The sequence below is a fragment of the Actinomyces sp. HMT 175 genome, from assembly GCF_016694895.1.
In the GTDB taxonomy this organism is placed as follows: Bacteria; Actinomycetota; Actinomycetes; order Actinomycetales; family Actinomycetaceae; genus Actinomyces; species Actinomyces oris.
In genome coordinates this window covers 1,589,432-1,603,160 of record NZ_CP068012.1, presented here as the reverse complement: position 1 = coordinate 1,603,160, position 13,729 = coordinate 1,589,432, and the positions used below count along the sequence as shown (strand labels likewise).

Annotated in this window: 9 protein-coding genes; 7 read left to right on the top strand and 2 right to left on the bottom strand. The window is 69.0% G+C overall.

Annotated features, from left to right (window positions below; genetic code table 11):
- Positions 1 to 74: 74 nt before the first annotated feature.
- Complete coding sequence (locus JJJ14_RS06820) at positions 75 to 2,402, top strand: RelA/SpoT family protein (protein ID WP_201443678.1); 2,328 nt, start codon at positions 75 to 77, stop codon at positions 2,400 to 2,402.
- Between the two features lie 22 nt (positions 2,403 to 2,424).
- Here JJJ14_RS06820 and JJJ14_RS06815 read toward each other — a convergent pair whose 3' ends face one another.
- Complete coding sequence (locus JJJ14_RS06815) at positions 2,425 to 3,021, bottom strand: hypothetical protein (protein WP_201443677.1); 597 nt, start codon at positions 3,019 to 3,021, stop codon at positions 2,425 to 2,427.
- Between the two features lie 170 nt (positions 3,022 to 3,191).
- Here JJJ14_RS06815 and JJJ14_RS06810 point away from each other — a divergent pair, with 170 nt between their 5' ends.
- On the top strand, positions 3,192 to 4,064 hold the full coding sequence (locus tag JJJ14_RS06810) for a MerR family transcriptional regulator (RefSeq protein WP_201443676.1): 873 nt from the start codon (positions 3,192 to 3,194) through the stop codon (positions 4,062 to 4,064).
- 118 nt (positions 4,065 to 4,182) lie between these two features.
- Here the strand turns inward: JJJ14_RS06810 and JJJ14_RS06805 are convergent, their stop codons facing one another.
- Entirely contained in the window at positions 4,183 to 5,907 is a 1,725-nt protein-coding gene (locus JJJ14_RS06805; RefSeq protein WP_201443675.1) for a DUF349 domain-containing protein, read from the bottom strand.
- A 293-nt stretch (positions 5,908 to 6,200) separates the two neighbouring features.
- Between JJJ14_RS06805 and JJJ14_RS06800 the strand changes: the two genes are divergently transcribed.
- From JJJ14_RS06800 to JJJ14_RS06780, 5 genes are all read left to right on the top strand, one after another.
- Positions 6,201 to 7,814, top strand: coding sequence for an ABC-F family ATP-binding cassette domain-containing protein (locus JJJ14_RS06800; RefSeq protein WP_201443674.1), 1,614 nt, complete (start codon positions 6,201 to 6,203; stop codon positions 7,812 to 7,814).
- An 81-nt stretch (positions 7,815 to 7,895) separates the two neighbouring features.
- Positions 7,896 to 8,711 (top strand): MBL fold metallo-hydrolase, encoded by an 816-nt coding sequence (locus tag JJJ14_RS06795; RefSeq protein WP_141406926.1) that lies wholly within the window; start codon positions 7,896 to 7,898, stop codon positions 8,709 to 8,711.
- A 51-nt stretch (positions 8,712 to 8,762) separates the two neighbouring features.
- Complete coding sequence (gene hisS, locus JJJ14_RS06790) at positions 8,763 to 10,208, top strand: histidine--tRNA ligase (RefSeq protein WP_201443673.1); 1,446 nt, start codon at positions 8,763 to 8,765, stop codon at positions 10,206 to 10,208.
- The gene (locus JJJ14_RS06785; RefSeq protein WP_101558125.1) at positions 10,205 to 12,001 is read left to right on the top strand and encodes a dynamin family protein; all 1,797 of its coding nucleotides are present in this window, start codon (positions 10,205 to 10,207) and stop codon (positions 11,999 to 12,001) included. Before hisS ends, JJJ14_RS06785 begins: the two co-directional genes overlap by 4 nt.
- The gene (locus tag JJJ14_RS06780; RefSeq protein WP_201443672.1) at positions 11,998 to 13,692 is read left to right on the top strand and encodes a GTPase; all 1,695 of its coding nucleotides are present in this window, start codon (positions 11,998 to 12,000) and stop codon (positions 13,690 to 13,692) included. The genes JJJ14_RS06785 and JJJ14_RS06780 overlap by 4 nt, the downstream gene beginning before the upstream one ends.
- The last annotated feature ends 37 nt before the right edge of the window (positions 13,693 to 13,729 follow it).

Sequence of the window (13,729 nt, the reverse complement as noted above, 5' to 3'; positions counted from 1 at the left end):
TGAAGGATGCGACACCGCACGGTCACCGGCAGTGCCGGCACGCCTCGGTGTGCCGGCCGCTATATGATGCGTCAATGACGGAGACGAAGAATACCCCGGATACGTCAGGTGACAGTGTTGTCCCCGGCTCGCGCGTGCGCAGCCGACTGGCGTGGTTCGGCTCCCGGGGACACTCCACACCGGCGGCCATCGAGCCGCTGCTGCGCGCGGTGCGCGCCAACCATCCCAAGGCCGACACGAGCCTCATCGTGCGCGCCTACGAAGTGGCGGAGAAGGCTCACTCCGGTCAGCGACGCAAGTCGGGGGAGCCCTACATCACCCACCCGGTGGCAGTGGCGACCATCCTGGCCGAGCTGGGAATGACGGCCCAGACGCTGGCAGCTGCCGTGCTGCACGACACCGTGGAGGACACCGACTACACCCTCGAGCGTCTGCGCGCCGACTTCGGCGACGAGATCAGCCTGCTCGTCGACGGCGTCACCAAGCTCGACAAGCTCCAGTACGGTGAGGCCGCCCAGGCCGAGACGGTGCGCAAGATGATTATCGCGATGTCCAAGGACATCCGGGTGCTGGTCATCAAGCTCGGCGACCGCCTTCACAACGCCCGCACCTGGAAGTACGTCTCCGCGGAGAACGCCGCCCGCAAGGCCAAGGAGACCCTGGAGATCTACGCGCCCCTGGCCCACCGTCTGGGGATGAACACGATCAAGTGGGAGCTGGAGGACCGGTCCTTCAAGGCCCTCTACCCTGGCGTGTACGAGGAGATCGAGCACATGGTGGCCGAGCGGGCCCCGGCTCGTGAGGAGTACCTGCGCCAGGTCCGACTCCAGATCGAGGAGGACCTGAGGATCAACAAGATCAAGGGCGCCGTGACCGGACGGCCCAAGCACTACTACTCGATCTACCAGAAGATGATCGTGCGGGGGAAGGACTTCGACGATATCTACGACCTGGTGGCGCTGCGAGTCATCGTCGACACCGTCCAGGACTGCTACGCGGTGCTCGGCTCCCTGCACTCGCGCTGGACCCCCATGAGCGGGCGCTTCAAGGACTACATCGCCGTCCCCAAGTTCAACCTCTATCAGTCGCTGCACACGACTGTCGTGGGGCCGGGTGGCAAGCCGGTGGAGATTCAGATCCGCACCCACGAGATGCACCGCATGGCCGAGTACGGCGTGGCCGCGCACTGGCGCTACAAGGAGGACCCCAACGCCTCGGGCCCCAGCGCCCTGGGAGGCAGGCCCGGAGACTCCGACCAGGGCGACCTGGGCTGGCTGCGTCAGCTCGTCGACTGGCAGAAGGAGACCCAGGACCCCACCGAGTTCCTCGACGCCCTGCGCTACGAGATGGCCGGGGACCAGGTCTACGTCTTCACCCCCCGGGGTGATGTCCTCGCACTGCCGGCGGGAGCCACCCCGGTGGACTTCGCCTACGCCGTCCACACCGAGGTCGGCCACCGCACCGTGGGCGCACGCGTCAACAGCCGACTGGTGCCCCTGGACACGCGTCTGGAGAACGGTGACACGGTGGAGGTCTTCACCTCCAAGGCCATCAACGCCGGACCCTCGCGCGACTGGCTCTCCTTCGTCGCCTCCACCCGGGCCCGCAACAAGATACGTTCGTGGTTCTCCAAGGAGCGTCGTGAGGAGGCCATCGAGGAGGGCAAGGGCGCCATCGCCCGCACCCTGCGCAAGCAGAACCTTCCCCTGCAGCGCCTCATGAGCCACGAGACCCTCATGAACGTGGCCAAGACCCTCGACAAGGTCGACATTGACGGCCTGTACGCCGCGGTGGGTGAGGGACACGTGTCGGCCCAGCACGTCGTCGACACCCTGGTGGCCACCATGGGCGGGGAGGACGGCGCCGAGGAGACCCTCGCGGAGGGGATCCTGCCCACCCGGGCCACGACGCACCGCCGGCCGCGTACGGCCGACGCCGGAGTCGTCGTCGCCGGTATGGACGAGGGCGACGTCTACGTCAAGCTGGCGCGCTGCTGCACCCCCATGCCGGGTGACCCCATCGTCGGCTTCATCACCCGCGGTTCGGGTGTCTCAGTGCACCGGGCCGACTGCCAGAACGTCGAACAGCTCCAGCGCGAGCCCGAGCGCCTCATCACCGTCTCCTGGGCGGATCACGCCCAGTCGGCCTACCTGGTCCAGGTGGAGGTCGAGGCCCTGGACCGCGGGGGCCTGCTCGCCGACATCACCCGAGCGCTGGCAGACAGCCACGTCAACCTGGTGAGCGCCTCCATCGCCACGAGCCGTGACCGGGTCGTCACCGGGCGGTTCGTCGTCGAGCTGGCCGAGGTTGGGCACCTGGACCACACGCTGGCGGCCCTGCGGCGTATCGACGGCGTCTTCGAGGCGCGTAGAAGCCTGTCAGCCGCGCGCCGCTCCAACTAAGTGCCATGGTCCTGGGCGCCTGCTACGGCACGCAGGCCATGATCTCCTCGATGATGTGCTGCGCCCGCGGGCAGCCTCTGCTGGCAGCCCCGCGACAGTGATTGAGCGTGAGCAGGAGACGGACTCGGCTCACTCCGTGGTTGCGGGCGGTCAGGATGGCTTGCACAGCCTGCACCGGTGTCCCCAGACGAGCGATGTCGACGGCGGCTCGGGCGATCGTGGCGCAGGTGATACCCCCGATCACGGTCGTGTCGCAGTGGGGCAGCCGACCTCGTTTAGTCACCAGGTAGGGCAGTCGACTCCGACGACCTCCGGGCAGGCTCACCTCCAGGGAGTCGGGTGGGGGCCCACCGACGTGCACCCACAGGGCAGTGCTCGCCAGAAGCACACCTCGGCAGGGCAGCGCAGCGGCAATGGCCCGCATACGTCCCTCGGCCGAGCGCAGCGTGTCGGCCGGTTGCAAGTTGCCCAGAATGTTGACCAACAGCCGGGCATCGAGGCTGGCGCACCTGAGCACCTCCATGTCCTGAGGCGGAAGCGTGCCCAGAACCGGGGTCAGCGGGCGGGCGGACAGATGGGCCACGGCGGCGTGGCCGGGTACCGGGACAAAACGAGCCATATGCCATCGTGGACGTCAACCGGGTGCGGGCGCCACAGTGAACCGGCCGCCTGTGGATAACCTCGTGGTGACCGCGCGGAATTGACCCTCACGCGGCGGGAGGCTCCACGGTGGACGACACGCATCCGGACACGCGCCAGGTGGAACCAGTACTGAGGAAGGAGACTACGGTGAAGGACTCTCAACACCGTCATGCTGGAGCTGAAAGGCCTGGCACGGCAGCCGAGGCCACGGTCGATGCCGTGTCGGACGATGCTGACATCGCCATGACGGTCGGTGAGGTCTCAACGCTCCTGGGCGTCAGCGTCAGGGCGCTGCATCACTGGGACGAGTCCGGCCTGGTGCATCCCTCCCAGCGCAGTGCCGCCGGCTACCGGCTCTACAGCGAGGCGGACATCATGCGCATCCAGCAGGTCCTCGTCTACCGGCAGACCGGCATGAGCCTGGCCGACATCAAGGCAGTCCTTGACGAGCCGGGCGCCGATGCACTGACGCACCTGCGCCGTCAGCGCGAGCTGGTGCAAGGACAGATCTCCCACCTCCAGCACAAGCTCAGCTCCATCGACATGGTGATCGATATACATCAGTTGGGAGCGAGGATCTCCGTGGCTGAGATGGCGGAGATCTGGGGGACCGACTGGGACCCCGTCTATGTCGAGGAGGCCCGCGCCCAGTGGGGTGATACACCGGAGTGGGCCGAGTCCTACCAACGCAAGGCTCGGATGTCTCGCGCCGACTGGGTGCAGGCGCACGAGGAGACCGTCGCTCTGGAGACCGCGCTTGCCGAGGCGATGCGCAACGGCGTCGAACCGGGCAGCCCCGAGGCCAATGCCCTGGCGCGGTGGCACCGCAAGGACTTCAACCGGTGGTTCGAGGTCTCCACCTCTAAGCAGGTCATTATCGCCCGCGGCTATGTGGCGGACGAACGCTATGCCCGCTACTACGACAAGCGTGCGCCGGGCCTGGCGGCCTGGCTCAAGGACGTCATCGACGCCTGCGCCAGGTCCGAGGGAGTGGATCCAGAAACCGCCACCTGGGAGTAGCAGATCGCCCGACCAGGGCCACCAGGACGAGACCTGAGGCGGGGCCGACACCGGTGGGTGGTATCGACCCCGCCTCAGGTGCTCCTTCAGTCTCAGAGCTGAGCGGAAGGTGCTCGGCTCAGGCCTTGGCTGAGCGCAGTACCTGCTCGAGCCAGGCCCGGCGAGCCGTCAGCGCGGCCTCGGCCTCGGCGATCTTCTTGGCGTCACCGGCGGCCTGGGCGGCTGCCAGGTCCTTCTCCAGACCGGCGATCGCGTCCTGGAGCTGACCGGCCAGGCCCTCGGCGCGGGCCTTGGTCTCCGGATCGGTGCGGCGCCACTCGGCGTTCTCGGCCTCACGGATCGCGTCCTCGACGGCGCGCATGCGGCCCTCAATGCGACGCACGGCGCCGCGCGGGACCCGCCCGGCCTCCTCCCAGGCGTCCTGAATGGGGCGCAGGGCTTTCTTGGCGGCCTTGATGTCCTTGATGGGCAGGAGCGCCTCGGCCTTGGCCACCAGCGCCTCCTTGACCTTGAGGTTCTCGGCGAACTCGGCGTCGACGGCCTCGTCCTTGGCGCGGCGGGCGTCGTAGAAGACCTGCTGGGCGGCCCGGAAGCGGGCCCACAGGGCGTCGTCCTCCTTACGGGAGGCGCGTCCGGCCTTCTTCCACTCGGCCAGCAGGTCACGGTACTTCGCGGAGGTGCCGGCCCAGTCGGTGGAGGTCTGCATCTCCTCGGCGCGCTTGATGAGCGCTTCCTTGGCGGCCCGCACCTGCGCCTGCTTGGCGTCCAGCTCGCTGAAGAACTGGCGGCGGTGACGGTCGAAGGTGGTGCGCGCGTGGGAGAAGCGCTTCCACAGCCCGTCCTCGGTGGGACGGTCCAGGCGCGGCCCGCGCCGCTGCGCGGCCTTCCAGGACTCGAGCAGCTCACGCAGCTCGGCGCCGGAGTTCTTCCACTGCGTGCGGGCCGGGTCCTGCTCGGCGATGGCCTCAGCGCGCTCGACGATCGCCGTGCGCTCCTTGAGAGCCTGCTCCTTGGCGGCCGCGCGCTCGGCGGAGACGGCCTCGCGTCGCTCGGCGGCCACGGTCTTGAGCGCGGCGAAACGGGCCCGCAGTCCCTCCAGGTCGCCGACGGCGGCCGGCTCGGTGAGGGACTCGGAGATCGAGGACAGGGTCGAGTCGATCTCTCGGACGCTGAGCTGGGGCAGGCGGGTGGCGAACAGGTCGATGGTCGCCTTGAGGTCCAGGTAGCGGCGCACGTAGAAGGCCATGGCCTCGGCGATCGGGGCATCGGGGAACTGGCCGACCTCGCGCTCGGCGCCACCGTCCTGGACGTAGACCCGGCCCTCACCGTCCACGCGTCCCCACTTGGCGGCGTCCATGGCCTCCTGCGGGTCGACGGCCGGCTCGGCAGGTGCCGCAGACGCCGCTGCCGGGGCGGGAACCTCGGCCGGGGTCGGCGTGGCGTCCTCGGAGGTGGTCTCGGTGGCCTGAACCTTCTCGGTCGGCTGCTCGGTCTGGGCAGGCTCGTCGGAGGCGTGAGACGCCGGCTCGTCAGAGGACGTCGCTGTGGACTGCTCGACGGGCTGGTCCGCGGGCTCGCCGGGCTCGGGCTCCTTGGAGGACTCGTTGGAGGACTCGACGTCGGCATGTGTCTGCGGGGTGCTGGTCTGCGTTGACGCAACGGCCTCGACCGCGGGATCGGCGGGGGAGGCGTCGGCCGTTGGTGCCTGCTCCGTCGGGCTGGGCGCTGCCGACTCGTTCAGGTCGGTCGGCTGGATGGTCTGCTCAGTGTCTGACTGGCTATCAGGCTGGTTGTCAGACCGGTTGTCGGGCTGGATCCGCTCAGTCACGGGATGCTCCTTCATGGTTGACGGGGAGGGAGCGGTGTGACCGCTCCGTTCCGTTCGCGCCCGGCTCTCAAGCCGGGTGGTGGTGAGGTGCCGTCGGAGGACGGCAGTGCCGAAAGTCTACGTTCCCGCTGGCTCCATTCACCATCCTTCGCCCCACTGATTTCAGTTGATTCGTTGAGCGCCGGTGGCCCTCACAAGCGGGCCGGTGTCGGTTGCCCCAACCTCGTCGACGGATGGCGCTGTTAGCATGTGACCATGCTCGCGTGACTCGCCCCTGTGCCCCCACCGCCTCATGCCAAGGACGAGTCATGCCTGCGATCAGTTTCTCCCATGTCAGCTTCTCCTACACCTCCGCCCCCTTGCTGGAGAGCATCAACCTCACGGTCTGCGACGACGAACGCGTCTGCGTCGTCGGCCCCAACGGATCGGGGAAGTCCACGCTCCTGCGCCTGGCCACCGGTGACCTGTCGCCTGACCAGGGGACTGTCAGCATTCCTGAGCAGCCTGGCCCGCAGGCGGCCGACTTGGAGGAGGCGACCGCCACGTCGATCGAGGGCTATCTCGACGCCGTCTGCGCTGAGACTCTGGACGCGCTTGATCGTTTCGAGCGCATGGGCGAGGCCATCGCCCATGCCGGAGCTGAAACCGGCTCCCTCGCCGAGGATTACGACGTGTTACTGACCCGGCTCGAGTCGCTCGACGCCTGGAACCTGCCGGCTCGGCGGGCTGAGGCGCTCGCCGGGCTGGGACTGGGACGCGTGGATACAGGCCGCCTTGTCTCCTCCCTGTCGCCGGGCCAACGGGGGAGGCTGGAGATCGCGGCTCTGCTTCTTTCAGCCGGTCAGGCGCTGGTGCTCGACGAGCCTACCAACCACCTGGATGCCGGTAGCAGTAGCTACCTGAGCGAGATGATGGTGTCATGGCCAGGACCGGTCCTGTTCTCCTCTCACGATCGTGCCTTCATTGACGAGGTGGCCACCGCCGTCGTCGACCTGGACACAGCGCCGTGGCAGGCACTCGCCACCGCCTCCGGGGACAGCGGCCCCATGGGTGCCTACCGGTGCGCGGGGCGATACAGCGACTACCTCGTGGAGAAGGCGCACGCCAGGTCGTCCCACCGCAGTCTTCACCAGCGTCAGCAGGAGCAGCGGCGCAAGCTCGTGCGTCACCGTCGCGACTCCGAGATCGTTGGGCACAGCGGGGCAGCGCCCCGGACCGAGGCCCGCATAGCCCGGAAGTTCTACGCTGACCGCGCCCAGCGCGTCTCCACCCGGCGCCAGACGCAGGACGACCGCCGGCTGGAGGCGCTCGCCAGTGCCGAGGTGCGCAGGCCCCGCTCCTACGACCTGCAGCTGGGCCTGAGAGAACCGGCGCCGCGAACAGGGATGGCGGTCTCGGCCCGGTCAGCTGCCGTACCCGGGCGCCTTGCACCGGTCACGGTCGACGTCATGGCAGGCGAGCACCTGCTGGTCACCGGCGCCAATGGGAGCGGCAAGTCCACGCTTCTGGCCTGGATGGGTAGACGGTCAGCCCCCACGCAGGACTCCGTCGGCAGGCTCACGGTATCTGGTTCAGTGCTCCGGATACCCCAGCACCTGCCGAAACTCGGCGACCCTGGGATGGATGAGAGCGTGTGGACCGAGGGGATTGGGGACCGCGGCCGGGGCGCACTGCACCCGCGCCTGTGGAACCGTCCCGTCAGCGAGCTCTCCGACGGTAACCAGCGCCGCGTTCAGCTGGCCCTGGCCGCTGCTGCTGGGCCTGAGGTGCTTGTCGTCGACGAGCCCACGAACTACCTGGACCTGGACGCCCTCGAGATGCTCGAGGCCGCTCTGAGGACATGGACGGGCACGCTCATCGTCGCCAGCCACGACCGCTGGCTCATTGAGCACTGGTGGGGGCGGCGGCTCCACCTTCGGTGAGCCAGCCGGGTCATGTGGACCGGAGCAGTTCTTTTATCCGTATCGTCACTGTTCTCAGACGACCCAAGTAGGGTTGGGGGCATGATCTTGGAGCGCACCATCGCACCCGTGTTCGCCGCCAACTGCTACGTCCTGGCCGCAGGTCCGGGCGAACCCGCCCTCGTCGTCGACCCTGGAGCCGGTGCCGCCCGCGGTGCTCTGGCCCTGCTTCGCTCCCATCGGCTCACCCTGAGCGCCATCCTGCTCACCCACGGTCACGCCGACCACGTGTGGGACTGCCAGGCGCTCATCGAGGCCGCCCACGCCGAGGGCCTGCTCACCAGTGACGACGCCGTCGACGTGCCGGTATACATCCCCGAGCGCGACCGCTACCGGCTCGAGGAGCCCGACATCACCACCGGTATCAGCGCCAACGGCATGACCTTCACCGACATGGCCGGCAGTGAGTGGAAGCAGCCCGCCGACATCCGTCTCTTCCCGGGAGACGGCTTCTCCCAGGCCATCGAGCTGGCCCCCGGTATCGCGCTGCGCGCGGTCCCCGCCCCGGGCCACTCGGAGGGCTCCACGCTGTTCTTCTTCGAGGCCCGCCTGGCCGACAACGCCTTACTCTACGAGGCCGAGGTCATCGATGACGACCCTGCCGTTGCCGACGAGGAGCACTCCTACCTCATGGCCCTCGACGGCGACGTCATCTTCAAGGGTTCCGTCGGACGCACCGATCTGCCCGGCGGGGACCAGGTGCAGATGCTCGCCACCCTGCGCTTCCTGGCCAACGCCGTCGACCCGGCCACCATCCTGCTGCCCGGGCACGGCGCAGTGACCACCATGGAGCACGAGCACCACGGCAACCCCTACCTCGCTGAGGCCAAGATCCGTGGGGGAGACCTCAAGGCCTGATGACGCCAGGGCCCGACGGCGACGCGCAGGCTCACTGCTCGTCATGACACAATGCGGACCATGGCACAGGTACGACAAGCTCTCTCCTCACTGTCCGGCTTCCCCGAGTGGCTCCCCGCGGGCCACATCGTCGAGCAGCACTTCGTCGACATCCTGCGCCGCACCTTCGAGCTCCACGGCTTCAGCGGCATCCAGACCCGCGCCGTCGAGCCGCTGAGCGAGCTGACGAAGAAGGGGGAGACCTCTAAGGAGGTCTACCTGCTCAGCCGCCTTCAGGCCGATCCCGCCGACGCCGAGTCCGAGACGGATCCGCGCAAGCAGCTGGGGCTCCACTTCGACCTGACCGTCCCCTTCGCCCGCTACGTCGTGGACAATGCCGGGCTGCTGACCTTCCCGTTCAAGCGCTACCAGATCCAGAAGGTCTGGCGCGGGGAGCGGCCCCAGGAGGGACGCTTCCGCGAGTTCATCCAGGCCGATATCGACATCGTCGGTGACGGCGCCCTGCCGCTCCACCACGACGTCGAGGTCCCCCTCATCATGCACGAGGCGCTCAGCGCCCTGCCGGTGCCCGCGGTGACCATCCACGTCTCCAACCGCAAGGTCGCCCAGGGCTTCTACCAGTCGATCGGCATTGACACGGACCGGCTCATCGAGGTCCTGCGCGTGGTCGACAAGCTCGACAAGATCGGTCCCGAGAAGGTGGCCGCCGAGCTCACCCAGAGCGTCGGCACCACCGCGCAGCAGGCGGCACAGGCCCTCAGGCTCGCCACCATCACCGGCACTGATGGTCAGGACGTCTCCGATCAGGTCCTGCGGGCGCTGGCCGGCGCCGAGCCCACCGAGCTCCTCATCGAGGGCCTGGCCGAGCTGACCGCCCTGCTCGAGGCCACTGGACGCCGCCGCCCCGGCGCCGTTATCGCCGACCTCAAGATCGCTCGCGGACTGGACTACTACACCGGCACGGTCTACGAGTCCTTCATGGCCGGGCACGAGGATCTGGGCTCAGTGTGCTCCGGGGGCCGCTACGACTCCCTGGCCACCAACGGCAAGCGCACCTTCCCCGGTGTGGGCATCTCCATCGGCCTGTCCCGGCTCCTGGCCCGCGTCATCGGCGAGGGCCTGGTGCAGGTCAGTCGAGCCGTGCCCACGACGGTGCTCGTGGCCGTCACCGACGAGGCCCACCGCTGCGCCTCTGACACCGTCGCCGATGCGCTGCGCGCCCGCGGCATCAGCGCCGACGTGGCCCCCAGCGCCGCCAAGTTCGGTAAGCAGATCAAGGCCGCGGACAAGCGGTCCATTCCCTTCGTGTGGTTCCCCGGTGCCGACGGCGAGTTGGACTCGGTCAAGGACATCCGCTCCGGCGAGCAGGTCGAGGCCGACGCCGCCACCTGGCAGCCGCCCGCCGAGGATGCCACCCCCCGGATCACCGTCAGCCCGGCTGCGGATTGCTCCCCGGCCGATGGCCAGGACGGCTGCGAGGTTGACTCAGCCTCATGACCACGAGCCGGAGCGAGTCCAGCAGCACGCACCACGTCCAGCAGGCGACCATGGCGCTGTCTGCTCTCCGGGACAGCCTGACGGCCCTGTCCATGCCCTATGTCCTTCAGGGAACCGCCGCCGCCTCGGACAAGGCCACGCTCATCCGTGACCAGCTCGGTGACTACGTCCTTCCCCGCCTGGCCAGCCTGGATGCACCACTGCTGGCCGTGGTGGGCGGCTCGACCGGGGCCGGCAAGTCGACCCTCGTGTCCTCGCTCGTTCGCCGGCATGTGGCCAGGGCCTCGGCGATCCGCCCCACCACGCGCCGCCCCTTGCTGCTGCACGCACCGACCGACGCCGCCTGGTTCGACACCGACCGGGTCCTGGGGTCTCTGTCGCGCATGCGCGTGGACGCCGACGCACCGGCGAGCCCGGCCACCGATCACACCCCCAGAGAGCTCGAGCTGCGGGCCTGCGAGGGGTTGCCCGAGGGACTGGCGATCGTGGACGCACCTGATGTCGACTCCGTGGTCGAGGACAACCGGGATCTGGCTGCCACGCTCCTGGCCGGGGCGGACCTGTGGATCTTCGTCACCACGGCGGCCCGCTACGCCGACGCCGTTCCCTGGGAGCACCTGCGGGCCGCGGCCGAGCGGCACATCACGGCTGCGATCGTCCTGGACCGCGTACCGCAGGGCGCGCAGATCGAGGTGGAGGCCGACCTGCGGCGCCGGCTCGCGCAGGCGCACCTGGCCGAGGCACCCGTCTTCACGATTCCCGAGACCGCTCTGGACGATGACGGCTTCCTGCCCGAGTCCTGCGTCTCGCCGCTGCGCCAGTGGTTGGGGGCGCTGGCCTCCGACGCGGCTGCTCGCCAGGACGTCGCGCACCGCAGTCTGACCGGCGCCATTGGTTCCCTCCTGGCGCAGAGCGAGCTGCTCGCCGTCGAGCTGGCCTCCCAGGAGGCCGAGCACGCCGAGCTGCGGCGGGCAGCCACCTCCGAGCACGATGACGCTCTCGAGCGCGTCATCGAGGCCACCGAGGACGGCTCCATGCTGCATGGCGAGGTGCTGGCCCGCTGGCAGGAGTTCGTGGGCACCGGAGACCTGTTCCGGTCCTTGGAGGTGCAGGTGGGGCGGGTCCGCGACCGCGTCACGTCGCTTCTGCGGGGACGTCCGGCGCCGGCCAAGCGCGTCGAGCAGGCGATCGGCTCCTCCTTGGTTGAGCTCCTGGTCGCCGAGTCCCAACGGGCCTGCCTGGCCACGGAACGCTCCTGGAGACGGGCCGGCACCTCCCAGCAGGCGCTCAACCGGGCTCTGGCGGAGGTGCCCAGTCAGACCGGCCTGGAGGTTGTCGCCGCGGCCCTCGTCCACGACTGGCAGCGTCAGGTTCTCACGCTCGTTCGATCCGAGGGGTCTGACAAGCGGCTCACTGCCCGTTTGCTGTCCCTGGGGGTCAACGGCGCCGGAGTCGTTCTCATGATTCTCGTCTTCGCTCACACCGGTGGACTGACCGGGGGAGAGGTGGGGATCGCGGGAGGTACCGCCATCCTGGCTCAGCGTGTCCTGGAGGCCGTCTTCGGGGACCAGGCGATGCGTGGCATGACCAAGCGGGCCCGGGAGGACCTCAGCGAGCGTGCCACGGCTCTGTTCGCCAACCAGGCGAAGTGCTTCACCGACGCTCTTCCGCTGCCCACCCCGAGCGCGGACACGCTGCGAGAACAGCTTCGGGCCTGCCAGGAGGCGGCCACGTCCTTGCGCGTCCTGCCGGCTGCCCGCGGTCGCCGTACGGCCGGGAGGAGGGGCAGGTGACCACCGACCGCTCCGAGGCGTTCGACCTGCCTCAGGTTCTTGAGGACCTGGCCAGGGCGGTCGACCTGGGCGAGCAGCTCGGTCTGCGCGAAGAGCTCACCCAGGCCCGGGACGTCCTCACCCAGGCCTCCCACCGACGGCGTCTGGCGCCGCAGACCACGGTGGCGGCCCTTCTCGGGGCGACCGGGTCGGGCAAGTCCAGCCTCACCAACGCCATGGCCGGCTCCGAGGTGTCCCGAACCGCCCGCACCCGCCCGACGACGACCCAGCCCCTCGCCGTCGTCCCGGAGACGGCTGCTGAGGCCACTGAGCTGCTGGACTGGCTCTCCATCAACCACAGAGTGCGCGTCGACGGCGGCTGGGCCCTGGGCGAGACGACGGTGCTGGTCGATCTGCCCGACATCGACTCCGACGAACCCGCGCACCGGGCCATCGCCGAGCGCATGGCGGGCAAGGTCGACGTCCTGGTGTGGGTCCTCGATCCAGAGAAGTACGCCGATGGCGTCGTTCATCGCGACTTCCTCATCCCTATGGCGGCGCACGCCGAGGTCATGGTGGTCGCCCTCAACCAGGTGGATCGGCTCGACCCCGAGAGCCGGGACGCAGTGCTCGCCGACCTCAGAAGGATCCTGGACCGAGAAGGTCTTGGAGCCGTCTCAGTGATTGCCGTCAGCGCCCGCACCGGACAGGGCGTAGAGACCCTGGCACGCACCGTGGCCTCGGTCGCCTCGAACAGGCTGGCCAGTGCACGAAGCCTTGCCGCCCACGCCCGGCGCGCAGCCAGCGAGCTGGGCGAGCGCACGGGGCTCATCGCTCCATCCGGCCGTGGTGCGCCAACACCGGGCCCGGTCGACCAGCAGGAGCCGCAGGTACGTCATTCCCTCACTGCCCTGCGGCAGGCGGCCGCGAGCCTCGCCGGGGTCGACGTCGTCTCACAGGCGGTTGAAGGATCGGACCGTCACCGGGCCAGCACCCGAGTCGGCTGGTTCTGGCTGCGGTGGATCGGGCACCTCAGACGCGACCCGCTTCGAGCCCTTCACCTGGGGACCGGGCGTCCGCCGGCCCCGAAGTCCGCAGACGCGGAACGATCCGACGGCGCCACGGGCTCCGGCGTCATCGACCTGACCTCTCTGCCCCCCGCAGGACCTGCCGCAACGGGCAGGCTGCGCAGCAGTGCTCACGTCTACGCCGTGGCGGTCTGCTCCGCCCTGCCCGGTGACCTGGCCGCTCAGGCCGTTCTGCGCAGCGACGAGCGCGCCGAGAGGCTTGCCGAGCCTCTGGAACTGGCTGTGGCCCAGGTGGACTACGGGACGTGGAAGCGCCCGGTCTGGTGGAAAGCTGCGAACGTGCTGCAGTGGGTGACCGCACTGGCTGCGCTCATCGGCGGGTTGTGGCTGGTGGCCATTCACGTTCTGGAGGACTACCTCCTGCTCATCAGCATCGACGTTCCGCGCTGGGGGGCAGTCCCCTGGCCCACCGTCCTCCTGCTCGGAGGCCTGCTGATCGGACTGGTCCTGGCGGGTCTGGGGACGTTCCTGGCCGGCCTTCAGGCCAGGCGTCACCGCAGGCGGATCGTCGAGCGCTTGCGCCGGGCCACCGACGAGGTCGTGAACGCCGAGCTCATCGAGCCGCTCAGGGCCGAAACACATGGATGGGTGGAGCTCGCGCGGATTCTGGAGCGAATCGCCTGATGTGACACCATCATGTTCCGATCTGACATCAACTTGA